General features: G+C 62.3%; 24 protein-coding genes and 1 riboswitch. Of the genes, 15 read left to right on the top strand and 9 right to left on the bottom strand.

What is annotated here, in order from left to right:
* Positions 1-104 precede the first annotated feature (104 nt).
* Positions 105-599, top strand: coding sequence for a VOC family protein (locus tag B5526_RS22085; RefSeq protein WP_079541581.1), 495 nt, complete (start codon positions 105-107; stop codon positions 597-599).
* A 93-nt stretch (positions 600-692) separates the two neighbouring features.
* Here B5526_RS22085 and B5526_RS22080 read toward each other — a convergent pair whose 3' ends face one another.
* From B5526_RS22080 to B5526_RS22070, 3 genes are all read right to left on the bottom strand, one after another.
* Complete coding sequence (locus tag B5526_RS22080) at positions 693-1,928, bottom strand: MFS transporter (protein ID WP_079541579.1); 1,236 nt, start codon at positions 1,926-1,928, stop codon at positions 693-695.
* Positions 1,929-2,096: 168 nt separating this feature from the next.
* On the bottom strand, positions 2,097-2,459 hold the full coding sequence (locus B5526_RS22075; protein ID WP_079541577.1) for a nuclear transport factor 2 family protein: 363 nt from the start codon (positions 2,457-2,459) through the stop codon (positions 2,097-2,099).
* A gap of 38 nt (positions 2,460-2,497) precedes the next feature.
* Positions 2,498-3,745, bottom strand: coding sequence for an MFS transporter (locus B5526_RS22070; protein WP_079541575.1), 1,248 nt, complete (start codon positions 3,743-3,745; stop codon positions 2,498-2,500).
* A 213-nt stretch (positions 3,746-3,958) separates the two neighbouring features.
* On the opposite strand from B5526_RS22070, the gene B5526_RS22065 reads away from it, so the two are divergent.
* Positions 3,959-6,028: a prolyl oligopeptidase family serine peptidase gene (locus tag B5526_RS22065; protein WP_079545183.1), complete on the top strand. Its 2,070-nt coding sequence runs from the start codon at positions 3,959-3,961 to the stop codon at positions 6,026-6,028.
* A gap of 152 nt (positions 6,029-6,180) precedes the next feature.
* Here the strand turns inward: B5526_RS22065 and B5526_RS22060 are convergent, their stop codons facing one another.
* On the bottom strand, positions 6,181-6,876 hold the full coding sequence (locus B5526_RS22060) for a DUF938 domain-containing protein (protein WP_079541573.1): 696 nt from the start codon (positions 6,874-6,876) through the stop codon (positions 6,181-6,183).
* Positions 6,877-7,365: 489 nt separating this feature from the next.
* On the opposite strand from B5526_RS22060, the gene soxX reads away from it, so the two are divergent.
* The 9 genes from soxX to B5526_RS22010 all read left to right on the top strand — a co-directional run bounded on the left by soxX (position 7,366) and on the right by B5526_RS22010 (position 13,597).
* On the top strand, positions 7,366-7,689 hold the full coding sequence (soxX, locus tag B5526_RS22050) for a sulfur oxidation c-type cytochrome SoxX (RefSeq protein WP_079541571.1): 324 nt from the start codon (positions 7,366-7,368) through the stop codon (positions 7,687-7,689).
* A 31-nt stretch (positions 7,690-7,720) separates the two neighbouring features.
* Entirely contained in the window at positions 7,721-8,212 is a 492-nt protein-coding gene (gene soxY / locus B5526_RS22045) for a thiosulfate oxidation carrier protein SoxY (RefSeq protein WP_079545182.1), read from the top strand.
* Between the two features lie 23 nt (positions 8,213-8,235).
* Positions 8,236-8,547 carry a thiosulfate oxidation carrier complex protein SoxZ gene (soxZ, locus tag B5526_RS22040; protein ID WP_079541569.1) on the top strand — a complete coding sequence of 104 codons (312 nt, stop codon included), beginning with the start codon at positions 8,236-8,238 and terminating at the stop codon, positions 8,545-8,547.
* A 73-nt stretch (positions 8,548-8,620) separates the two neighbouring features.
* Entirely contained in the window at positions 8,621-9,481 is an 861-nt protein-coding gene (gene soxA, locus B5526_RS22035; protein WP_079541567.1) for a sulfur oxidation c-type cytochrome SoxA, read from the top strand.
* A complete protein-coding gene (locus B5526_RS22030) occupies positions 9,478-9,801 on the top strand; it encodes a hypothetical protein (protein WP_079541565.1) in 324 nt (107 codons plus the stop codon). Before soxA ends, B5526_RS22030 begins: the two co-directional genes overlap by 4 nt.
* A gap of 26 nt (positions 9,802-9,827) precedes the next feature.
* On the top strand, positions 9,828-11,576 hold the full coding sequence (soxB, locus tag B5526_RS22025; protein ID WP_079541563.1) for a thiosulfohydrolase SoxB: 1,749 nt from the start codon (positions 9,828-9,830) through the stop codon (positions 11,574-11,576).
* A gap of 50 nt (positions 11,577-11,626) precedes the next feature.
* Positions 11,627-12,058 carry a hypothetical protein gene (locus B5526_RS22020; RefSeq protein WP_154071741.1) on the top strand — a complete coding sequence of 144 codons (432 nt, stop codon included), beginning with the start codon at positions 11,627-11,629 and terminating at the stop codon, positions 12,056-12,058.
* A gap of 12 nt (positions 12,059-12,070) precedes the next feature.
* Complete coding sequence (locus tag B5526_RS22015; protein WP_079541559.1) at positions 12,071-12,520, top strand: DsrE family protein; 450 nt, start codon at positions 12,071-12,073, stop codon at positions 12,518-12,520.
* 36 nt (positions 12,521-12,556) lie between these two features.
* Positions 12,557-13,597, top strand: coding sequence for an MBL fold metallo-hydrolase (locus B5526_RS22010; protein ID WP_079541557.1), 1,041 nt, complete (start codon positions 12,557-12,559; stop codon positions 13,595-13,597).
* A gap of 142 nt (positions 13,598-13,739) precedes the next feature.
* Here B5526_RS22010 and B5526_RS22005 read toward each other — a convergent pair whose 3' ends face one another.
* The 3 genes from B5526_RS22005 to B5526_RS21995 are packed head-to-tail and all read right to left on the bottom strand — an operon-like array spanning position 13,740 to position 16,422.
* On the bottom strand, positions 13,740-14,591 hold the full coding sequence (locus B5526_RS22005) for an ABC transporter substrate-binding protein (protein WP_244562028.1): 852 nt from the start codon (positions 14,589-14,591) through the stop codon (positions 13,740-13,742).
* Between the two features lie 8 nt (positions 14,592-14,599).
* Positions 14,600-15,382, bottom strand: a complete 783-nt coding sequence (locus B5526_RS22000; protein ID WP_079541555.1) for an ABC transporter ATP-binding protein — start codon at positions 15,380-15,382, stop codon at positions 14,600-14,602.
* Complete coding sequence (locus tag B5526_RS21995; protein WP_172842083.1) at positions 15,379-16,422, bottom strand: FecCD family ABC transporter permease; 1,044 nt, start codon at positions 16,420-16,422, stop codon at positions 15,379-15,381. Before B5526_RS21995 ends, B5526_RS22000 begins: the two co-directional genes overlap by 4 nt.
* A gap of 165 nt (positions 16,423-16,587) precedes the next feature.
* Positions 16,588-16,786, top strand: a riboswitch (cobalamin riboswitch).
* A gap of 113 nt (positions 16,787-16,899) precedes the next feature.
* Between B5526_RS21995 and B5526_RS21990 the strand changes: the two genes are divergently transcribed.
* From B5526_RS21990 to B5526_RS21980, 3 genes are all read left to right on the top strand, one after another.
* Complete coding sequence (locus B5526_RS21990; protein WP_079541552.1) at positions 16,900-19,173, top strand: TonB-dependent receptor; 2,274 nt, start codon at positions 16,900-16,902, stop codon at positions 19,171-19,173.
* A 208-nt stretch (positions 19,174-19,381) separates the two neighbouring features.
* Positions 19,382-19,615 carry a hypothetical protein gene (locus B5526_RS21985; RefSeq protein ID WP_154071385.1) on the top strand — a complete coding sequence of 78 codons (234 nt, stop codon included), beginning with the start codon at positions 19,382-19,384 and terminating at the stop codon, positions 19,613-19,615.
* On the top strand, positions 19,616-19,873 hold the full coding sequence (locus B5526_RS21980; RefSeq protein ID WP_079541548.1) for a hypothetical protein: 258 nt from the start codon (positions 19,616-19,618) through the stop codon (positions 19,871-19,873).
* A gap of 15 nt (positions 19,874-19,888) precedes the next feature.
* On the opposite strand, the gene B5526_RS21975 is transcribed toward B5526_RS21980, so the two are convergent.
* Positions 19,889-20,131 carry a hypothetical protein gene (locus B5526_RS21975; protein WP_079545179.1) on the bottom strand — a complete coding sequence of 81 codons (243 nt, stop codon included), beginning with the start codon at positions 20,129-20,131 and terminating at the stop codon, positions 19,889-19,891.
* Positions 20,132-20,222: 91 nt separating this feature from the next.
* Between B5526_RS21975 and B5526_RS38465 the strand changes: the two genes are divergently transcribed.
* The gene (locus B5526_RS38465; protein WP_172842082.1) at positions 20,223-20,381 is read left to right on the top strand and encodes a hypothetical protein; all 159 of its coding nucleotides are present in this window, start codon (positions 20,223-20,225) and stop codon (positions 20,379-20,381) included.
* Here B5526_RS38465 and B5526_RS21970 read toward each other — a convergent pair.
* On the bottom strand, positions 20,369-21,658 hold the full coding sequence (locus tag B5526_RS21970; RefSeq protein ID WP_244562027.1) for an ATP-grasp domain-containing protein: 1,290 nt from the start codon (positions 21,656-21,658) through the stop codon (positions 20,369-20,371). The genes B5526_RS38465 and B5526_RS21970 overlap by 13 nt on opposite strands.
* Positions 21,659-21,809: the final 151 nt, after the last annotated feature.

The raw sequence follows: 21,809 nt of genomic DNA, 5'->3' as shown, positions 1-21,809 counted from the left end.
TTTCAGGTTAGACCGGTACCCCCTCACCCGGATTTTAGCTACGCTAAAATCCGACCTCTCCCCGCAAGCGGGGCGAGGTAAGATAGCGCAAGCGGAGAATGAACATGCCCGAGAACACGCCCATCATCGCCGGTACCCGCATCGGGCATGTCCATCTCAAGGTCGCCGATCTCGATCGCGCGCTTGGGTTTTATTGCGGCGTGCTGGGGTTTGAGCTGATGCAGCGCATGAACTCGGGCGCGGCGTTCATTTCGGCCGGTGGCTACCATCACCACATCGGCTTGAATACCTGGGAAAGCAAAGGCGGCCATCCGCCGCCGCCGGGAACGACGGGATTGTTTCACACCGCGATCCTTTATCCGACGCGACCGGCGCTAGCCGATGCCCTGCATCGCGTGATGAGTGCAAAGATTCCACTCGACGGCGCCAGCGACCATGGCGTCAGCGAAGCGCTTTACCTGCGCGATCCCGACGAAAACGGCGTCGAGCTGTACTGGGATAAACCGAAGGAGCAATGGCCCCGCACCGCGGACGGGACGCTTGCGATGTACACGAAGCGGCTGGATCTTGATGATCTGTTGCGGCAGCGGGCGGCGTAGCCCTTAACCCTCATGGTGAGGAGCGCGTCTTCGCGCGTCTCGAACCAAGAGGCCCGTGGCCCATCCTTCGAGACGCGGCCTGACGGCCGCTCCTCAGGATGAGGTCTTCCCTCTGCGTCCGCGCACCATAATCAGCACCGCCGCGGTCAATTCCAATCCGATGCAGCCGTAGAACGGCAACGCGTAACTTCCGGACATATCGCGCAGCAGGCCGACAACGCCCGGGCCGAACGCGTAGGTGACCTGATTGATCGCCGTGATCAGGCTGATCAATACCCCGAACGAGCGCGGGTCGAATTCGCGCTGCACGATCAAAGACGGCAACGTAATCAGATTTCCGACCGAGAATCCGAACAATGCGCAAGCCGCAATCAGCAAGGTTTCGTTGCGCGAATTGATGATGATCACGAGCGCCATTGCCTGACTGACAAACGAGATTGCGGAAGCTAGCCGCTGGTTGAGCCGGTCGATCACGGTGGAGAATACGATGCGCCCGGCCATCGCCATGGCCGTCAACAGCGCGACCGCGGTCGCGGCACTGCTACGGCCGATCACCGGATCGAGGAAGGCGATCAGATGGACGATGAAGCCGACTTGCGCAAACAGCACCAGCGCGAAGGCGATCGATACGCTGAGGAATGCGACGTCGCGTAACGCCTGCGCGCGGATCCGCGATGGGGACAGTGCTTCCGCGGCGGCTAACCCCGGGGCGCTGCCGCCGCGCCCGGGCGGGCGGCCGACGAAGATCAGGATGGCGGGGATCGTCAGCACGAGCATCGTCACGGCTGCGACCGACATGGCCGTGGAAAATCCGAAATACCCGATCCCGATCACCAATAACGGCACGCCGACGATGCCGCCAAAACTCGCGCCGTTCAGCGCCAGGCTGATCGCCATGCCGCGCTTGTGGTCGAACCACAGGCCGAGCGTATTGGTGATGATCGCAAGGCTGGTGCCGGCCCAGCCGAACGCCAACAGCGCGTCGGCGAGATAAAGCTGCCAGGGCGCGGTAACCTGCCCCATCATGGCGGCCGCGACAGCCATCGCGACCACGCCGCCGATCAGGCAATTGCGCGGACCGAATGCCCGCACCCCTTCATTGACAAAGGCGACGATCAGGGCGCCGAACAGATAGTAGAAGGTCGTGCCGGATGAAATCAGCGAGGCCGGCCAGCCGTGCAGCCGATGCAGCTCGGCGACATAGACGCTTTGGCCGTAAAAGCCGAATCCCCAGCCGAACGTTGCCACCAGGAAACAGACCGCGACGATGCGCCAGCCATCGTAGCGGGCAGATGTTTCGTTGATGAATGTGTGACTGGACGCGTCCAACCGTTGTCTCTTTTTATGTTGTTGGTACCGTCATGCCCGGGGCTTGTCCCGGGCATCCACGTCTTTCTTGGCTGCTTAAGACGTGGATGGCCGGGACAAGCCCGGCCATGACGACCAAAATACCAGGCCAGCAAAGATTAATGTTTCGATCGTCGCCGAAGTATCACATCACGTCTTCGGCCGCGACGGATCGTAGAAAAACCGCTCGCGAAAGATCCTGTCGCCGCGCCATTCCTGCACAGCGACTTCGTCAACCCGGCGCTTCCCGCCTGATTTGTCCGTCAATTCGAAAATCCAGTGAATGGCGACGCGGTCGCCTTCGACCACCGAGGACATCGCCTTGGAATAGACATGCGACATCTGCGCCAGAATACCGCGCTCGCGCGCGACCAATACATCGCGGCCGACGCGCGGCGGGGCCGCGTTCTCCTGCATGCTGGCATCCTCGGTGTAATAGCGCTCGATGGCGCCGGCATGATCGCCGGATTCGACCACGGCGATAAACTCATTCAGGCGTTCTCGCGACGGCATGGAACCTCCAGCGCTTTAGTGGGACACTGAGCGAACGATTAGATGCTCGGGTCGGGAAATTCGGACACCGCCTGCAAGCTCGCCCGCCGCCGTTTCGCGAACGACACGAGCGTCAATACCATGAGCCCCAGCAGCACCGGCGGATACACCACCATGTTGACGGCCGACCAGCCGTAATTCGCCAATAGCTGGCCGGACGAGAACGATCCGATCGCCATCATTCCGAACACCAGAAAATCGTTGAACGCCTGCACCTTGTTGCGCTCCTGCGGCCGGTGGGTTTCCAGCACCAGCGCGGAGGCGCCGACGAAACTGAAATTCCACCCCACACCCAGCACGATCAGCGTCGCCCAGAAATGCAGCGCAGTGATGCCGGACAATCCGATGGTCGCAGCCGTGGCTTCCAGCAACAGGCCCGCTGCGACGATTTTCGGCGCGCCGAAGCGCGCGATCAGCGAGCCGGTAAAGAAGCTCGGCCCGTACATCGCCACGATATGCCACTGGATGCCGAAATTCGAATCGCTGACGCTGAGCCCGCAAATCTTCATCGCCAGCGGCGCCGATGTCATCACCAGGTTCATCATCGGATAGGAGACGATGCCGCAGATCGCGGCGGCGATGAACCGCGGCTGCCGCACGATCTCGAACAGCGGACGGCCCAAATGCAGATCGGCCGCCGCGGGCTTCGGCGCGTCGACGCCCGCCAGCACAGCCATCGCGATCAACGCGACCACGGCCTGCATGACAAAACTGAAGGCGAACAGATAAGGCGGCCAGATATCCATCGTCCACTGCACGAGCTGCGGACCGAGCACGCCGGCGAACACACCGCCAGCCATCACCCAGGATACGGCCTTGGGACGAAACTGAGCACTCGCGCCGTCGGCGGCGGCAAACCGATAGGATTGCGACACCGCGCCATAGAGGCCACCGAGAAACGTCGCGCAGCAAAACAATACGAACGAGCCGTGCAGGATCGCAAAAGCCCCGAGTAGACCGGTCAACGTGCCGCAGCCGGTCCCGATGATGAAGGCCGTGCGGCGCCCATAGGCGCGCGAGATCGCGCCCGTCGGCAAGGTGCCTGCGGCAAGCCCGACCACATACATCGAGATCGGCACGGTCGCGAGCGAGATATCCGGCGCCAGCGTCGCGCCGATGATCGAGCCGGTGGCAAAGATCACCGCCGAGTTGGCGCCGGTCAGCGCCTGCGCCGCCGCAAGCCGCAGCACATTGGCGCGCGTGCGGCCGTCACTGGCGATCTCTTCAACGGCAGTCACGTCGATCATCGGCACTTTCCGCCCAGATCCGGCCAAATAATGGAGGCCTCATTGATTCCTTGTTATTACTATGTCGCGAGGCGGCCGCCCGATCAACCGATGCAAACGGGCGCGCGCCATGCGAACCATGCACGCAAGACAGGCCGCGCCCGGTCACGCAAATCGGAAGTTTTGCCGCTATGCTGGTTGTCGGCGCGGGCAAGCGCCTATGGAGTTAAAACCATGTCCGTCGATGACAGGCCAACTATCGCCGCGCCCGATGACGATCCGCATCTGTGGCTGGAAGAGATCGAGGGTGACCGGGCGCTTGATTTCATCGAGCGGCAAAACGCCTTGACGCTGGAAAAATTCGGTAACGCCGGATTTGCGCGGGATCGCGACACCCTGGCGGCGATTTACGACCGGCCAGACAACATCCCGTATGTGACGCGGCGTGGCGGCCTGCTCTATAACTTCTGGAAGGACGCGAATAATCCCCGCGGCATCTGGCGACGGACGACGCTGGAAGAATTTCGTAAAGCCAACCCGAATTGGGACACCCTGCTGGATGTGGACAAGCTCGCCACCGAGGAAGACCAAGACTGGATCTTGAACGGGATCGAGACCCAGCTAGGCACGCATCCGCGCGCGATGTTGAGCCTTTCGCGCGGCGGCAGCGATGCGGTGACGCTTCGCGAATTCGATATCGATGCTAGGAGCTTCGTCGCTGATGGCTTTGCTCTGCCGGAAGCCAAGGGCGGCGCCCAATGGTTCGATAGTGATACGCTGTTGCTTTCGAGTGCGTATGGCGAGGCGATGACGACCACGTCCGGATACGCGAGGACCGTGAGGTTGTTGCGGCGCGGCACGGACGTCAATCAGGCGCCCGTGGTCTTCGAGACCGCGCCGGACAATATGGGGGTATTCTCGGACGTCGACCGGACTGGCGCGAGTTTGAGAGTGTGGTTCGTCGAACGGCTTGATTTCTTCAACTATAATCTGTGGCTCGGCGACGAGACCGGCGCTGGATTGAAACTCGATCTTCCGACCGACATCTGGATGCAGGCGCATCGGGATTGGTTCGCCGTCAAACGGCGCACGGCGTGGACGGTGGGCGGAAAGACCTATGCGGCGGATACGGTGTTGGGCATATCGCTGTCGGCTTTCCTTGCCGGCGACCGCGATTTCACCGTGGTTTTCGAGCCGGGACCGCGGCGCGCGCTGCAGGGTTTTTTCTGGAGCGACGGAAGACTGGTCTTGCCCATCCTCGACGAACTGCGCCCGGTGTTCGAAATCTTTACGCCATCGGCGAAGGGCTGGTCCCGCGCCGGATTGCCGGGATTGCCGGAAATCGGCGTCGTCGACGTCTGGCGGCTCGACTCCCACGAATCCGAAGATAATGGCGACCTGCTCGCCAACATCCAGGGCCCGCTGACGCCGTCCTCGCTGATGCTGATCGAAGGCGTCGAAAGCCCGACGGTTTTGAAGCAGGCGCCGCGCACATTCTCCGCGGACGGACTCGTTGTCACCCAGCATGAGGCGATTTCGATCGACGGCGAACGCATTCCCTACATTCAGACCGGACCCGCCGGCGAGACCGGCGACGCGCCGGTGCATCTCAACGGCTATGGCGGTTTCGCGATATCGATGCGGCCCAGTTACAACTCGGCGATCGGCAAGCTGTGGCTGGAGCGCGGCGGCATCAGCGTCGTCGCCAATATTCGCGGCGGCGGCGAGTTCGGCACGCGCTGGCACGATGCCGGCCGCTATGCCGGCAAAAGGCTCGCCCATGATGATTTCGCCGCCGTCGCCGCCGACCTCGTGCGGCGTGGCGTGACGCGCCCGGGCCGCATCGCCGCCGAGGGCGGATCGAACGGCGGCATCCTGATCACCAACATGCTGACCCGCTATCCCGAACGGTTCGGGGCGCTGTTCTGCACCATTCCGCTGATCGACATGCGCCGCTACACCAAGCTGTTGGCGGGCGCGAGCTGGATCGCGGAATATGGCGATCCCGACAAGCCAGAGGAATGGGCGTGGCTGAAGACCTATTCGGCCTATCACACCGCAACAGCCGGCCAAAAATATCCGCCGATCCTGATCGCCACGACGCGGCGGGACGACCGCGTTCATCCCGGCCATGCCCGCAAGATGACGGCAAAACTGCAGGCAATGGAATATGAGGCCTATTTGTACGAGCCCGCGGCCGGCGGTCACGGCTATGGCAAGGACAACAAGGAACGCGCCGCGTTTACGGCGCTCGGATATGCGTTTTTGAAGAGCAAGATCGGGTGGGTGGATCAGGTGGGGTAGAGCGTCGCGATATCTATCGAGCCAACAAGCGCACTCCTTCCCCTCATCCTGACGTGCGCGCTCTTGCGCGCCTCGAAGGAGACGGCCCCCGGCCGGGCCGTTCATCCTTCGAGGCTCGCCCAGCGGTGCAAGCGCACCGCAAGGCTCGCGCCTCAGGATGACGGATTTGAGGTCTTCGCTCGCTCAAACACCAGCGTCAAATTATTGGCCGGCATCTCGATAATTCCGTTGAGCTTGAGACCAACCCCCGCCGCCAGTTCCTCCAGCGCCTCGACATCGCGCACGCCCCATTCGGGGTTGCCTTCGCGAAGGCTCGTGTCGAACACGGCATTGCTGATCGCGGTGTGCTTGCCATCGCGCTTGAACGGTCCATAGAGAAACAGCCGCCCATCCGCGCGCAGATAGCGCCCGGCGCCGGCGAACAGTCCCTCAGCTACGCGCCACGGCGCGATGTGGATGACATTGGCGCAGAATACCGCCAGCAAACTTGCAGGGCCACTGCCGTCGTGCATCTCGGGACACCAGGCGGGATCGCAGAGGTCGATCCGCAACGGCGGCCGAATATTTGTCAGTCCCGCACGCGCGCGCCACGCCGCGATGCTGTTCAGATGTTGGTCGTTGAGATCGCTCGGCCACCAGACGATTTCGGGAAAATGCCGGGCGAAATCGACCGCATGCTGGCCGGTGCCGCTGCCGGCTTCGACAACGTCGCCGGATTTGCCGATAAGAAACCCCTGCAACGCCGCCCGGATCGCCGCATGATTGCGGTGAAATGCCGGCGCGTCGAGGCGGCCGTCGGGCTCGACCGGCCGGCCGTCCTTGCCAAATTCCACGACATAATCAGCCATGTCACCAGTCTATCACAACAATTCGATCGTGCGCGGCGACGACGACGCCGGCCCGCGGCCCGGCAAAGCTACAGTGTAGCGGGCTCGGAGGTGTTTGCGAGCAATGCGCCGCCGGTCACGGAACTTTCGGAGAGGGCCAGTTTCCCAAGTTCGTGGGCGGCCCAGGACGCTGCGGGGCGACCGGCCGGAGCCGACCATCGGCAGTTATTGGCCGTTTGCGCCGACATTATGGGATTACATTAACCGCGCCATGCCGAGGCCGGCACCGCACACATTGTCAGGCGATGACGTTTATGCTTTGACCGCCTATATTCTGAACCTGAACGACGCCGTTCCCAATGAATTCGCCGCCGACCGGGATAGCCTGCCCAATGTTAAAATGCGAAACCGCGACGCCTTCATCTGGACCGGCCCCAGACAGGAACGACATTGACTGAGACCCGAACCGACACAAGCTCGGCGAAACAAGCAGCCTTTCAGGCACTCGCGTTGGCTTTGCTTATTGGCGTCCTCGCCTGGGCCAGCCCGGCGCGCGCGCAATCCGCCGCGGCCGAGGGCCAAAAAATCGCGTTCGACCGCGGCAAAGGCAATTGCCTGACCTGCCACGAGATCAAGGGCGGCGATTTTCCCGGCACGATCGGGCCCGCGCTGAAGGATATCAAAAGCAAATACCCCGACCGTAACGAGCTCATCGCCATCGTCACCGACGAAACCAAGCGCAATCCGCAGACCGTGATGCCGCCGTTTGGACGAAATCGCATCTTGTCCGAGCAGGAAATCAACGCGGTGGTGGATTTCCTGCAGACCCTGTAATCGGCGCATGCGCCTTGAAGAGAGACTTCAGATGAACAGCACTCACGGCTTTTCGGCGACGCGGCGCCTGGTCCTCAAGGGCGCGGGCCTGGTCGCGCTGATCGGCCTCGGCAACCTGCCACTCGGCTTCGTTCCCGCTTTAGCCGCCGCCAACGACAAATATCCGGAGGACGCGTTCAAGCAAAAGAGCGACGCCGACGCGATCAAATCGCTGTATGGCAAGACCGCGGAGCCGTCGGACAAGGTCAAGATGGACGCGCCGGAAATCGCCGAAAACGGCGCGGTGGTTCCGATCTCGGTCTCGACCTCGCTGCCCGACGTGACCTCGATCTCGATCCTGGTCGCGGAAAACCCGAACGCGCTGGCGGCCTCTTACGTCATTCCGGCCGGCACCGTGCCGAGCGTGGCCAATCGCCTGAAAATGGCGAAAACCACCAATGTGATCGCGATCGTGGAAGCCGGCGGCAAGCTCTACAGCACCACCAAGGAAGTCAAGGTCACCGTCGGCGGCTGCGGCGGCTGAACAAAATCCACGGGAGTATCCATATGGCATCGACCATTCGCGTGCGCGCGATCTCGGGCGGAGAGACCACCGAAGTCCAGGCGCTGATCCAGCACCCGATGGATTCAGGCTTCGTCAAGGACGCCAACGGCGCGATCATTCCGCCGCACTTCATCCAGCAACTGACCTTCGAATATGACGGCAAGCCTGTCTTCGTCGCGGATTGGGGACCGGCGGTCTCCAAGGATCCATACGTCAAGTTCAGTTTTAAAGGCGGCAAGAAGGGCGACGATTTGAAAATCAGCTGGGTCGACAACAAGGGCGAGAGCGATACCAGCACCGCCAAGATTCAATAAGGGACTTTTTTTGTTTTGACGCGTTTTCTTCACGCGAACCGGTGACCACTTCGCTTGAAAACGCTATGGAGAAATGAACGTGCGATCTGCGATCCATCTTGCCTCGGCGGCTTTCGCGCTCGCAGCGCTGATGTTTGGCGCGGCGCCGACCGCTGCCGACACGATCGATCCCGTGGCCGACGCCAAAGCGTTTCAGAAGTTCTTCACGGAGAAATTTCCAAAGCTGAAGCCGGAGGATTTCGTCAACGGTCCCTATTCGCTCAATGAGGACATGCACAGGCAGTGGGAGGAGAAAGAACAATTCCCGCCTTACGAATTCTCGCTCGATCTCGGCAAGGAGCTGTTCGCAAAACCGTTCAAGAATGGCAAAAGCTATGCGGATTGTTTTGCCAATGGCGGCATCGGCATCCGCCAAAACTATCCCTATTTCGACGAGAAGGAAGGCAAGGTCATAACCCTCGAACTGGCGTTGAACCGCTGCCGCGAGGCCAATGGCGAGGCGCCGCTGTCCTATGTGAAAGACGACATGGCGGCACTGACCGCCTATATGACGTTCACCTCGCGCGGAAAGCCATTCGACATCAAGATCCCGAACGATCCGCGCGCGCTCGAAGCCTACGAAAACGGCAAGCGCTATTTCTACACGCGGCGCGGCCAGCTCAATTTCTCCTGCGCGAGCTGCCATGTGCAGAATCCGGGCGAACGGATCCGGGCCGAAATCCTCGCACCGGCGCTCGGGATTTTGAATGCGATGCCGATCTATCGGTCCGAATGGAGCGGCATGGGCACGATCAGCCGGCGTTTTACAACCTGCAACAGCCAGATCCGCGGCGTGCCGCTCGAGCCGCAAGCCGACGAGTACCGCGATCTCGAATATTATTTGTCCTATGTCAGCAACGGACTGCCGATTTCCGGCCCGGGAGCACGGCCATGAGAAGCTCAATCTGGGTATCGATGCTCTCATTGACTTCAGCGCTGCTGATCGTGGATGCGACCACGGCACTCGCCGCCGGCACCGAGGCCGATTTCAAAGCCGCCTACGCGGCGGCGGAAGCTGCCAACAAGGAGGCCGGCGCCTTGCGCAATCAATGGATCCCGACGGCGCAGGCTTTGGCGGACGCCAAAAAGGCCGCCGACAAAGGCGACTTCGATCAGGCGATCGCAGCGTCGAAGGAAGCCGAGGCTCTGGCAAAAGCATCGATCTACCAGGCGACCAGCGAAAAAGAAGCCTGGAAGGCGCTCGAGATCCACTAACGCCCTTTGGAGGCGCGGAGACATCGATGGCTATCCGCCGCCGGGATTTTATCAAACTGACGGGCGCGGCTGCGCTTTCGCCGGCGCTGCCGCGGCTCGCGCGCACAGCCGACAACGCCAGCGTCTACGATTTCGAACGCTTCGGCAACGCGCGCATCCTGCACATGACCGACACCCATGCGCAGCTCAAGCCGGTCTATTTCCGCGAACCGAGCGTCAATCTCGGGATCGGCGCGATGGCAGGAAAGCCACCGCATCTGGTCGGCCGCGCCTTTCTCGATCGCTTCGGCATCAAGCCCGAGAGCGCCGACGCTCATGCCTTCACGTTTCTCGATTTCGAGAAATCGGCCGCGCGTTTCGGAAAGCTCGGCGGATTTGCGCATCTCAAACCATTGATCGACCGCCTGCGCAACGATGCCGGACCGGGCCGCGCGCTGCTGCTCGATGGCGGCGATTTGTGGCAGGGGACGGGGCTCGCCAACACCATGCAGGGCGCCGACATGGTCGAGGCCGCGAATCTTTTGGGCATCGAAGCGATGACCGGCCACTGGGAATTTACTTACGGCGAAAAGGCGCTGCGCGACAACCTCGCGCGCTTCAAGGGCGAATTCCTCGCCCAAAATGTCTTCCTCACCGAGGAAGCGGCGTTCAATGACGCCAAGGCCTTCGATCCCGCCTTGGGGCGCGTGTTCAAACCGGCGATGATCAAGGAACTCGGCGGCTATCGTGTCGCCGTGATCGGGCAGGCATTTCCCTATGTGCCGATCGCCCACCCCAAACGCTTCACGCCGGACTGGACGTTCGGGATTCGCGACGACGAATTGCAGAAGCTTGTCAGCGGCTTGCGGAGCAACGACAAGGTCGACGTCGTCTTGCTGCTGTCGCATAACGGCATGGATGTCGATCTTAAGCTCGCAAGCCGCGTCAGCGGCATCGACGTCATCCTCGGCGGCCATACCCATGACGCGGTGCCGCAGCCGATCCCCGTGACCAACGCCGGCGGCACCACACTCGTCACCAATGCCGGATCGAGCGGAAAATTCTTAGGGATACTCGATCTCGAAATCGCCAAAGGAAAGGTCGCCGACCTGCGCTACCGGCTGCTGCCGGTTTTCTCGGAATTGCTGAAGCCGGATCCGGCGATGGCGGCGCTGATCGACAAGATGCGCGAGCCGCATGCGGCGACCTATGCTGAGAAGATCGCGACGTCGGATCGCCTGCTCTATCGCCGCGGCAATTTTGGCGGCACCGTCGACCAATTGATCTGCGACGCGCTGCGGGCCGAATTCGATGCCGAGATCGCGCTGTCGCCGGGCTTCCGTTGGGGCTTGAGCGTGCTGCCGGGCCAGCCGGTGACGATGGAAGATGTGCTGTCGGAGACCGCGATCACCTATCCCGAGACCTATTCGCAGACCATGACCGGCGGCCAGATCAAGGATATTCTCGAAGACGTCTGCGACAACCTCTTCAATGCCGATCCCTATTATCAGCAGGGCGGCGACATGGTCCGCGTCGGCGGTCTTGTCTATACCTGCACGCCCACGGAGGGCGTCGGGCGCCGGATTTCCGACCTCAAGCTCAATAATGGCCACGCCCTCGAAGCCGGCAAGAGTTACAAGGTGGCCGGATGGGCTTCCGTCAACGCGCAGGAGGGCAAGCCGGCGTGGGACGTGTTTTCGAAATTTCTCGCGTCCGCCAAGATGCCGGAGCAGCGTGGCTCCGGCGTCACGCTCAGGGGCGTTGATGATAATCCGGGCATCGCAGGACCGGGATGATGGATTTTGCCGGATATCGATCGTTTGTCGTTCGCGCGCTTGGCAGCGCCATGCTGGCGGTGTTGATGACGGTAGCGCTCTCGTCGGCGACAACAGCCCAGCCCGCGCCGCTGCCCGACAAACCGTTCGCCGAGCATCGCATTGCGCTGCAGCTCTCGGACAATGACCCCAAGAAGCAAAACCTCGTGATCAGCGTCGCCTATAATCTCTTGAAGGCCTACGATCCGGACAAGGTCGCGATCGAGGTGGTGACGTTCGGTCCGGGCATCGATCTGCTGCGCCCGGAAAACAGTAACCGCAAGCTGGTCGAGAGCCTGGTCGCGCAGGGCGTGCGTTTCGACGTCTGCGTCAATACCGTCGACACCATCGAGCGCGAGACCGGCAAACGGCCGGACATCATTCCCCTCGCCACCCCGGTCCAGGTCGGGGTCGGGCAAATTCTGTCATTGACCGAAAACGGCTATACACTGGTTCGGCCTTAAGGAGTTTTCATCATGCGCGGCTTTCTTCGACTGGCGAGTATTGCCTTCATGTCGATGGCCTTGGCCTCGGCCGCCCTTGCCGAGGGCAAACCGCATCGCATCGCGATCCAGGTCGACCAGAACGACCCGCAGGTCATGAATATGGCGCTGAACAACGCCACTAGTGTAATCGAATATTATCGTGCCAAAAACGAAGAGGTCGACATCGATGTCGTCACCTATGGTCCCGGCCTGCACATGTTGCGCGCCGACACCTCACCGGTGCAGGATCGCATCAAGCGGCTCAAGGACATGGTGTTCCCCGGCAAGATCCGGTTTTCAGCCTGCAACAACAGCAAGCAGGGCATGGAAAAGACCGAGGGCCACGCGATCTCGATCGTGCCGGATGCCACCATCGTTCCCTCCGGCGTCGTCCATCTGATGGAATTGCAGGAGCAGGGCTGGAGCTATGTCCGGCCGTAAATTATATCTGACAGCAATCTCGCAGCGGTACCCAACATGATCTTTCGCCAACTCTTCGATAGCGTCTCCGGCACCTACAGCTATCTGCTGGCGAGCCGCGCCGGCGGCGAGGCGCTGATCCTCGATCCCGTGATCGAGAAGGTCGACCGCTACTGCCAATTGCTGCGCGAACTCGATCTGAAACTGGTGAAGGCGGTCGATACCCATCTGCACGCCGACCATATCACCGGGCTCGGCGAACTGCGCGACCGCACCCATTGCGTCACCATCATGGGCGAGCAGAGCAAGGCCGACGTGGTGGCGATGCGGGTAGCCGACGGCGACCGGGTGATGATCGAGGGCCTTGGCCTCGATGTGATGTACACGCCCGGCCACACCGATGATTCCTACAGCTATCTGATGGGCGACCGGGTGTTCACCGGCGACACGCTTTTGATCCGCGGCACCGGCCGCACCGATTTCCAGAACGGCAGCGCGCGGGCGCAATACGATTCGATTTTCAACCGGTTGCTGAAATTGCCTGAGGAAACCATGGTGTTTCCCGCCCATGATTATAAAGGCGACACCGTCTCGACCATCGGCGAGGAGAAGCGCTACAATCCGCGGCTGCAGGTGCGCTCGGTCGACGAATATATCGAGCTGATGGGCAACCTCAATCTGCCGAACCCGAAGCTGATGGATGTCGTGGTGCCGGCCAACATGCATGTCGGCCTGCATCAGGACGATCTCGCCAAACAAGGCCTTTCGCTCAGCGCGCGCGAGGGCATAGAGAGCCTCGGCCGGCCGGATATCCTGCTGGTCGATCTCAGGGAAAACAGCGAGCGTGCCAAGCATGGCGTGCTGCCGGGCGCGCTGCACGCGCCCTACCCGACCATCGGCGAGAGCCTCAAGTCCGGCGGCATGCTGCGCGAGGTAGCGGCGGCGACCGGGCGGCGCATCGTGTTCTTCTGCGCCTTCGGCGAGCGCTCCGCGATGGCGGTCGCCGCCGCCAAGGACGCCGGGCTTGCCAACACCGCGCACATCGCCGGCGGCATGGATGCGTGGAAGAAGGCCGGCGGGCCGGTGCTGACGGGATAGTCGTCGTCCCTGCGAAAGCAGGGACCCATACTCCGTGACGTCAGTTGTGGAGAAGAAGGAATAACCAGCAGCCTGCAAGACAATTTGCGCCGGTGGTTGGGTCCCTGCTTTCGCAGGGACGACGGAAGTTGAACCGGATGGCCTACCGCTCCACCCGCTCCAATTCCTTCACCAGCACATCCAGCGCATCGGCCAGCATGATGCCGCCGCATACGGTCAGCCGGTCCGGAATCACGATGCGCTTTTGCGGCGGATAAAAGCGCTCGAGCGCCGGATGCAGCAAGAAGGCGCGGCCGTCGTCCTCGGCGCGGTCGCCTCCTTCCGAGACCACGATGAAATCGGGCTTTGCATTGACGATGGCTTCGAGCGAGGCGTAGCCACCAAAACTGACGCCGAGATCGGCGGCGACGTTGAACAGTCCAGTCTCGGTGAGCAGCGACGAAAGCAGGCTGTCGCCGCCGGACACCCAGCCGCGCCGCGACAGTGGCAGCACGGAATAATGTTTTGCCGCCACGACATCGCGCGCGCGGGCGATGGCCGCGTCGAGCCGCGCGATTTCGGCCGTCGCGCGATCCTCGTGCTGCACGATTTCGCCCATTTGTCTTATCTGGGCCTTGGCTTCATCGAGGTTGCGCGGCACGGCAAATTCGGCGAGATGAAGTCCCTTCTCTTTCAAGAGCTCGCGGGTCGACCGCTTGTCGTACAGGCTTGCGACGACGACATCGGGCCTGAGCACCAATATGTCTTCCGCGCCTCCCGATAAAGTCCGGTATTTGCGAGCCTCGCCGGCCGCCCAGGATTCAGACCTGTCACGCGAGTAGCGACTGAGCCCGAGAATTTGATCCGGATCGGCCAGCGGTATCAACAACTGATCGGTGCAGACATTCATCGACCCGATGCGCGGACCGGCGGCGAGCGCGGGCGATGCGCCGGCGAACAAAGCCAACGCCACGGCCGCCATCGATCGCGACGAGAATAGAACGCGCCCGCGCATACGGCGCCTCATATTTCCGCCCATGGCACGATCACGGCCTCGCGCTGATATTCCGCGCGAAAGGCGCTGATCCGGAACACTTCGGCCATCACCTGCTCGCAGAGGGCTTGCGCAGGCGCGCCCTGCGACACCAGGCGGCCGTCCGAGAGCACCAGAATAGTATCCGCAAACCGCGCGGCAAGCCCGAGATCATGCGTCACCACGATCACCAGCGTGCCCCGATCGGCGGCGGCGCGCAGGGTTTTCATGACGTCGATCTGGTGACGCGGATCGAGCGAGGAGGTCGGCTCATCCGCGAGAATCACCGGCGCTTCCACGGCGAACACCCGCGCCAGCGCCACGCGGCTGCGCTCGCCGCCGGACAATTCCGTCACCCGGCGATCGCGCAATTCGACCACGTCGGTCGCCCGCATCGCCCGCATTACCGCCTCGGCATCATCAGGGGTCAAGCGCGCCGGATCGGTCGCGCCATGCGGATAGCGGCCGAGCGCCACGATATCCCGCGCCGGCAGCGGCCAATGCACGAGATGACCCTGCGGCAAATAGGCAAAGCGCAGCGCGCGTTGGCTTAAGCGAAGCGAGGCCAGCGCCTCGCCGCCGACATGAATCGCGCCTGCGGCAGGCACCAATCCCGCCAGAGCGCGCAGCAGCGTGGTCTTGCCGGCCCCGTTCGGCCCGACCAGCGCGACCAGATGGCCAGGCGACAGCGCGAGCGAGATATCCTTCAGCACAACCCGGCCGGCCAGTGTGACGCTTACGCCCTGCGCGGTGAGGAAGGATTTGTCGCTCATCCGACGCCTCCGGCGAGCGCGCGCCGCTCGCGCATGATCAGATAGAGGAAAAACGGCACGCCGATGATCGAGGTCAGGACGCCGACCTTGATGTCGCTGGTCGAGGGAATGATGCGCACCGCGATATCGGCGGCGAGTAACAGCGCGCTGCCCGTCAGCGCGCTCGGAACCAACAATCGCGTCGGATCATGGCCGATCAGCGGGCGCATCAAATGCGGCGCCACCAGGCCGATAAAGCCGATAGTACCGGACACCGCGACCGCGCCACCGACGCCGAGCGCGACGCCCGCGATCACGAGCAAGCGCAGCCGGTCGACATCGACGCCGAGGCTTTGCGCGGCCTCTTCCCCCAGGCTGAGCGCGCGGAAGGCATTGCGCTGGCTGAAGAGGATGATGGCGCCCGCCACGATGAATGGCAGCGCCAGCATGACATGGCGAAAGCTGCGATCCTCCAGCGAGCCGAGCAGCCAGAACGCGATCTCGAACACCACGAAGGGATTGGCGGAGAGATTCATCACCAGCGCGGTCGTAGCGCCCGCAAGGCTTGAGATCGCAAGCCCCGCCAGAATGAGAATCAGCAATCCGGCGTTGCGGCCGGCGACCGCGAGCAGCATGAACACCGACGCAAAGGCAAAGATGATGGCCGCGACCGGCAGCGCGTAGGACCTGACATCGGCAAGGCCGAGCGAGATTACCAGCACCGCGCCGAAGGCCGCCGATTGCGGCGCGCCGAACAGCTCGGGTGCGGCCAGCGGATTGCGCAATAATCCCTGCAACGCCGCGCCGGACACTCCGAGTATCGCGCCGATCGCAACAGCGAGAATCATGCGCGGCAGTCGGATTTCGCGCACGATCACCTGGGCCACGTCACTGCCGCCGCCGAATAGCGCATCGATCACGGCAACGGGCGACAGCCGCACCGGCCCGATCCCGAGCGAGAGCAGCGCCAGTAGCACCACGAGCGCGACAAGCACCGCCGTCACGCCCGAGCGCCGGCGCGCCGCGATTTCAGCCGTCGCCATGACGTCCTGAACGCTCATCAACGGTCCTAAAAAGCGGCCATTCCTCAAAGCGGATTTGTCGGCTCGCCGCCATGCTCATACAATGATTGAGGTCGGGCACAAGCGGGACCTGCGATCAAAATGCCTATCCGCCCCGGGCGGGGTCCACCGGAACGATGAGCATTGACTCCCCGCCCGGCAAACTTCTAGATCACCGGGACGGTTCCTCGTTTGGGGATCAAAAGGGAATGCGGTGCGGGGAAACTTCCCCAATGCCGCGGCTGCCCCCGCAACTGTAAGCGGCTAATCTTTCGTCAGATGCCACTGGGAATCTCGGTCCTGGGAAGGCGACGGAGGGTAACGACCCGCGAGCCAGGAGACCTGCCGTCAGCCGTGGTCACACGCGAAGATGTCGGTCGGGGAGTACAGACATTAGCTTCACCGGGGTGCGCAAACGCCCCGTGGTGAGACTTGGTTCGCTGTGACGTGCCACTGACGTCATACCGAGGTCGAACCATGTCTTCCGTCATCTTAGCCGCAACGCGGCGCCGCCGTTTGCTGCTTGCCTCGAGTTTCCTTGCGCCGATTCTCTCGCTGGCGATTTCCGCCGCGCGCGCGCAGCAGGCTGCTCCGGGTCAATTACCGCCGATCGAAGTCAGCCCGCCCGGCGACGAAAACCGGACCCGCGCCAAGCCGGTTGCCGATAGCGATTCCTATTCGCGTCGCGCCGTGCCCAGCCCCTCGCAAACCGGCACACCGGCAGGCGCGCCGGCCGACAATTCCAACGTCGCCTCTCCTGGCACTAGCACGACAGGCGTTGGTCCGACCAACCGGCAATTTGCCGGCATCGTCGGCACCTCCACTTCAGTGATCACCGCCGCGGATATCGCGCACTCACCGGCGCAGACCATCCAGGAGATCATCGCGCAGACGCCCGGCGTGCAACTCACTAATCTCTACGGCGGCGTGAACGGCGTGGGCACCACCGTGGGCCTCCGGGGCTTCGGCGCCTTTGCCACCGCCAATACCCTGGTGCTGATCAACGGCCGCCGATTGAACGACATCGACATGGCCGGCGTCGATCTCTCGACCATTCCGCGCGATTCGATCGAGCGCATCGAGATCACCCGCGGCAACAGCGGCGCCGTACTCTATGGCGACAACGCCGTCGGCGGCGTCATCAACATCGTCACCAAGACCGGCACCGGCGGCCCGCCGGTCGCGATGCGTTTCGGAGGCGGCGTCGGCTCCTTCAACCAGCAATTGGGCTCGGTTTCGACCGCGGTCAACTCAGGACCCTGGTCGGCATCATTCTACGGCAACAGCTTCAAATCGGACGGATACCGGGTCAACAACGCGCTTGAGCAGCGCAACGGGATCGGCAGCGTCAATTACAACACCGCTGATTTGTCGGCGTTCTTCACGCTATCCGGCGACGATCAGAAGATCGGTCTCCCCGGCGGCCGATTGGTCGACCCATCGATCGGGCTCGACCAGCTATCGACCGACCGGCGCGGCTCCAGCACGCCGTTCGACTATGCCGCCAAGCAGGGCGTCAACGCCACCACGGGCTTCACCAAGACCTTGTGGAACGGCGCTGAACTCATCGTCGACGGCGGCGTGCGCGACAAGAAGCAGCAGGGTGCCTTTTTTGGTGCAACCGCGTTTCCCAGTTTTGCTTCCACCTATGTCAGCGCAGATTTGACGACTTGGTCGATAACCCCTCGATTGAGTGTCAAAAATACAATCTTCGGAATCCCCTCTTCCGTTCTGACCGGAATAGATTATTACGATGCGACCTTTCACCAGGATAAGGGCGCATTTCAGGGGTTTACGCCCTGGCATAGGTTCGACCTGGCGCAACAGACACTCGCGGGCTACTGGCAGCAAACCGTCGGCCTGTTGCCGACAACGGACTTTTCGTACGGCGCTCGCGTTCAAAACACCAACCTGACCGCGCGTGACCGCTTCGATCCGACGGCGCCGTTTGCGTTCGATACCCAGGCGCTTCCGCTCGACAGCAACGAGACACAATACGCCTTGCATGTCGGCTTCGAGCATCGCTTTAACGATATCTTCTCGGTCTTCGGCCGCGCCGCGCGCGCGTTCCGCACGCCCGACGTCGACGAACGCGTCGCCTCAGGTCCCGCCTTCGATGCCTTCTTCAATCCGATTCCCCAGACCTTCAGATTGAAGACCCAGACGTCGAACGACGTCGAAGGCGGTTTCCGCATCAAGGCCGGACGATTCGAGATGCAATCGAGCATCTACAACATGGACCTCGTCAACGAGATCCATTTCGATCCCGTCAACTTCTTCAACTACAATCTCGACCCGACCCGTCGCTATGGCAGCGAGACCAGCACATCGATGCGCGTGAGCGATACCGTGCTGTTGCGGGGCGGCATGGCCTATACCCGCGCCGTGTTCCGCGAGGGCCCGTTCGCGGGCAACGACGTTCCGCTGGTGTCGCGTTACACGACCAATGGCGGCGTCACCTGGAATGTCTGGCAGAATTATCTCGTGGTCGATGCCACGGTGCGCTATTGGAGCGGCCGCCGCATGGACAATGACCAACCCAATCGCCAGCCGTTGATTCCCGCCAACGCGACGGTGGATTTCAAGCTCAGTGGGCAATATGAGCACTTCTTCTGGTCGCTGGGCGTGTACAACCTGTTCAATGCCCTCTATTACGACTATGCGGTCGCAAGCGCCTTCACCGACGGCCGGTTCAGCGCCTATCCGCTGCCGGGCCGGACCTACATGGTGAAGGCTGGCGCAACGTTCTGACCGGAACATCCATGGCAAGCCTGCGCGGCCGGCCGGTTCCGGCCGCGCAGGAAGGCCCAGCCCTTTACCACGATCGCCGATTTAGCCCGAAAAGCTGTCCTTTTCGGCCGTAACATGGCCTAAACTTGCCTCCATCCCTGCCATGCATGGTAGAATGGCCGAGAGGCCGCCGCAGGTTGATGCGTGCCCGCCAATGACGAGGCATCCGATGGACGACGAACCGAAAAGCGCGGCCGAACTGAAGGAGATCAGGCAAAGCCGCAAGCTCGCCCAGGAGGCCGAAGGCATCAAGGCGATGGCCGATATCGCGGCAGCCGATATTGCGATACGAAAGCGGACCGCAGATTTGCGCGCGATGCGGCTTGCGAAAGAAGCCGCTGATCGCGACAAGCCGGTCCAACCGAAGGCCAAACCCGCGCCGAAGAAAAAGAAGTCGACTTAAATGACAGATCGCAACCGCAACGATGGCCGTTTCAACAAGGCCGACCCAGGCAAGATCGAGCGCGACGCCGCCACCAAGGCCGTGCTCGACAATATGGCCAAGCTGAAAGCCCTGCGGCTCGCCCGCGAGGCGGCCGAACCGCCGCGCCCGGCTGCTGCGGCGAAGAAGCCGCGCGCAAAGTCGAAGCCATCAGACGAAAAGGCTCCGGCCCTTTCGGATTGGCTCGCAAGCCAGCAAAACGGCGGCCGCCGGACTTGAGATTCGTTATGGCGCTTATACCGGCGCCGGCCACTCGATCATCGATCGGGTCTTGGTGGCGGCGTCGTAAACCTGTACCTGAAGCATCTGGAACTGATTTTTCAAAGCCATGCCCGCCTCTTCGGCGGCTTCGACCGTATCATGGTGCGACTTGAAGTGACCATCGACCACCAGCGAATAGCCGTTGGTCGGTGCTTTATCGGCGCGAATCACTTTGCGCGGCGGCGGCTCTTCGGTCTCGATCTTCGGCTTTTTCATGCTTAGCTCCTGGTTGCGCATCGCTTTACACTGAACGTCCGAAAAAGGGCAGCAAAGATTGTTTGAGCTACGACTATTCAAAGGAAACAACATGGGTGGAACCGGCAAGAAGGGCGACCGTCCCGACAAGGATCAGAGCCAGCCAAAGAAGCCGCCGCCGCCAAAACCGTCCGAGGACGAAGACTATGAGGATGGCGACATCGCCACGCCGAAACGCGATCGCTACGGCGAGGACGATCAGCCGTTATAGAAATCTTCGCTCGCGATGCGCCGGATGCTCTTGGGATCGAGCAAATGTGCGCCCCAGCCGCCTCGTGCCAAAGCCGCCGCCCGCCGCGGGGCGATCAGCAGAAATATCGCCACCATCGTCAGCGGTACGGCGCTGACCCAATCCCGTCTTACGGGCGTCAATTCCTCGGCGCTGTCGGCATAGGGTTCGGCGCCGGTCAACAAGCGCCAGCATTCGCGGAAAATATCGCGCCGCGTGCCGCCGCGTGCCGCGCATCCCAAGAGCGCCTGCATCGCAAGATGGGTCCGGACGCCGGCGCGGCTTTCGCCGGCTGACGCGGGCACCTCACCTTGCGAGACGCGAAGCAATAACGATACGAGATCGAGCCCGGCGAGATAGGCGCTCATCGGTTCGACCAATCGCGGATTGCAGTCGATCAGGCGCGGCGCGGTGTCATCATCGGCCATGATGTAATCGACCGACAACGCCCCATGCCAGGCCAGTTCCCGGCCGATCGTCGCGACAAAGCCGCGCATTTCGGGCCGGCTGACGCTTTGCTTGATCGCCTCGCCGCCGCCGGCGCCGCCGGCGATCTGCCGAAAGGCATGAAAGCCAATCAACTCGCCGCGGCAAAACACGGCTTGCGCCTTCTCCGTCGTGCCGGCGACGAATTCCTGCACCAGCACCTCGTCGGCGAACGCGCCGCGAATGCTTAGGTCTTGCCCATTCAACTCCCGCAGCGCGCCTTCCAGATCGCCGTCGTTGCGTACAAACCAGATGCCGCGGCTTGCGGTGCCCACGGACGTCTTGACGACAGCAGGGAACCGGACGGCGTCACGCAGCTCGCTTTCGGATTCCACGATGCGCGTCGGTGGCTGCGGCAGGCCCAATCGATCGAGCAGCCGGCTGAATCCGACCTTGCTGTGCGCGGTGCGATAATTGGCAAAACTTGGCAGCGCCAGTCCGACGCGGTCCGCCAGGCACGGCGCAACCCGCGCGAACAAAAATCCCTGTTCGTGGATCGGCAGCAGCACGTCGAAATGCCGCGCGGCAAGCAGTTTCTCGACAAAGGTAAGGAAGCCGGCGGGATCGTCGCGCATGGACGGACAGCGATGGAATTTGGCGACAAAGCGCGAGAATCGCGCGAAGCAATAGGGGCTGGGATCGCAGACCTCGACGATATGACCCGCCAACCCCAGGATCGTGATCGCCTCCCGCGCCGAGGTGCTGTTTCCTTCCGACAGGAGCACCCGGAGCGGCTTTACAACATGCGCTGAAACGGCCATGTCGGGCATCATTCCCGCCTCCAGCGGCTTTGTCTCTCGATTTAATGACGCATTGCTGCCGTTGCGGCGCGGCTCGCAGGGGCTGCCATGCAGCGGCATTCATGGACAAATAACCGCCAGCCGGTAATTTCGCGGGGCCTTGCCGGGCCGTCACTGCAACGGG

It is taken from the genome of Bradyrhizobium lablabi (genome assembly GCF_900141755.1).
GTDB classification, from domain to species: domain Bacteria; phylum Pseudomonadota; class Alphaproteobacteria; order Rhizobiales; family Xanthobacteraceae; genus Bradyrhizobium; species Bradyrhizobium lablabi_A.
This window is presented reverse-complemented; position numbering and strand designations above follow the sequence as displayed.

What these genes read in the sequence shown, in the direction of transcription:
- B5526_RS21990 (WP_079541552.1), top strand. Translation starts at nt 16,900, where the DNA reads ATGTCTTCCGTCATCTTAGCCGCAACGCGGCGCCGCCGTTTGCTGCTT.
- B5526_RS21975 (WP_079545179.1), bottom strand. Translation starts at nt 20,131, where the DNA reads ATGAAAAAGCCGAAGATCGAGACCGAAGAGCCGCCGCCGCGCAAAGTG.
- B5526_RS21970 (WP_244562027.1), bottom strand. Translation starts at nt 21,658, where the DNA reads ATGATGCCCGACATGGCCGTTTCAGCGCATGTTGTAAAGCCGCTCCGG.
- B5526_RS22070 (WP_079541575.1), bottom strand. Translation starts at nt 3,745, where the DNA reads ATGATCGACGTGACTGCCGTTGAAGAGATCGCCAGTGACGGCCGCACG.
- B5526_RS22005 (WP_244562028.1), bottom strand. Translation starts at nt 14,591, where the DNA reads ATGCGCGGGCGCGTTCTATTCTCGTCGCGATCGATGGCGGCCGTGGCG.
- B5526_RS21985 (WP_154071385.1), top strand. Translation starts at nt 19,382, where the DNA reads ATGGACGACGAACCGAAAAGCGCGGCCGAACTGAAGGAGATCAGGCAA.
- soxB (WP_079541563.1), top strand. Translation starts at nt 9,828, where the DNA reads ATGGCTATCCGCCGCCGGGATTTTATCAAACTGACGGGCGCGGCTGCG.
- soxY (WP_079545182.1), top strand. Translation starts at nt 7,721, where the DNA reads ATGAACAGCACTCACGGCTTTTCGGCGACGCGGCGCCTGGTCCTCAAG.
- B5526_RS22015 (WP_079541559.1), top strand. Translation starts at nt 12,071, where the DNA reads ATGCGCGGCTTTCTTCGACTGGCGAGTATTGCCTTCATGTCGATGGCC.
- B5526_RS22000 (WP_079541555.1), bottom strand. Translation starts at nt 15,382, where the DNA reads ATGAGCGACAAATCCTTCCTCACCGCGCAGGGCGTAAGCGTCACACTG.
- B5526_RS22030 (WP_079541565.1), top strand. Translation starts at nt 9,478, where the DNA reads ATGAGAAGCTCAATCTGGGTATCGATGCTCTCATTGACTTCAGCGCTG.
- B5526_RS22010 (WP_079541557.1), top strand. Translation starts at nt 12,557, where the DNA reads ATGATCTTTCGCCAACTCTTCGATAGCGTCTCCGGCACCTACAGCTAT.
- B5526_RS22075 (WP_079541577.1), bottom strand. Translation starts at nt 2,459, where the DNA reads ATGCCGTCGCGAGAACGCCTGAATGAGTTTATCGCCGTGGTCGAATCC.
- soxA (WP_079541567.1), top strand. Translation starts at nt 8,621, where the DNA reads ATGAACGTGCGATCTGCGATCCATCTTGCCTCGGCGGCTTTCGCGCTC.
- B5526_RS22020 (WP_154071741.1), top strand. Translation starts at nt 11,627, where the DNA reads ATGCTGGCGGTGTTGATGACGGTAGCGCTCTCGTCGGCGACAACAGCC.
- B5526_RS22060 (WP_079541573.1), bottom strand. Translation starts at nt 6,876, where the DNA reads ATGGCTGATTATGTCGTGGAATTTGGCAAGGACGGCCGGCCGGTCGAG.
- B5526_RS22065 (WP_079545183.1), top strand. Translation starts at nt 3,959, where the DNA reads ATGTCCGTCGATGACAGGCCAACTATCGCCGCGCCCGATGACGATCCG.
- B5526_RS21995 (WP_172842083.1), bottom strand. Translation starts at nt 16,422, where the DNA reads ATGAGCGTTCAGGACGTCATGGCGACGGCTGAAATCGCGGCGCGCCGG.
- B5526_RS38465 (WP_172842082.1), top strand. Translation starts at nt 20,223, where the DNA reads ATGGGTGGAACCGGCAAGAAGGGCGACCGTCCCGACAAGGATCAGAGC.
- B5526_RS22085 (WP_079541581.1), top strand. Translation starts at nt 105, where the DNA reads ATGCCCGAGAACACGCCCATCATCGCCGGTACCCGCATCGGGCATGTC.
- B5526_RS21980 (WP_079541548.1), top strand. Translation starts at nt 19,616, where the DNA reads ATGACAGATCGCAACCGCAACGATGGCCGTTTCAACAAGGCCGACCCA.
- soxZ (WP_079541569.1), top strand. Translation starts at nt 8,236, where the DNA reads ATGGCATCGACCATTCGCGTGCGCGCGATCTCGGGCGGAGAGACCACC.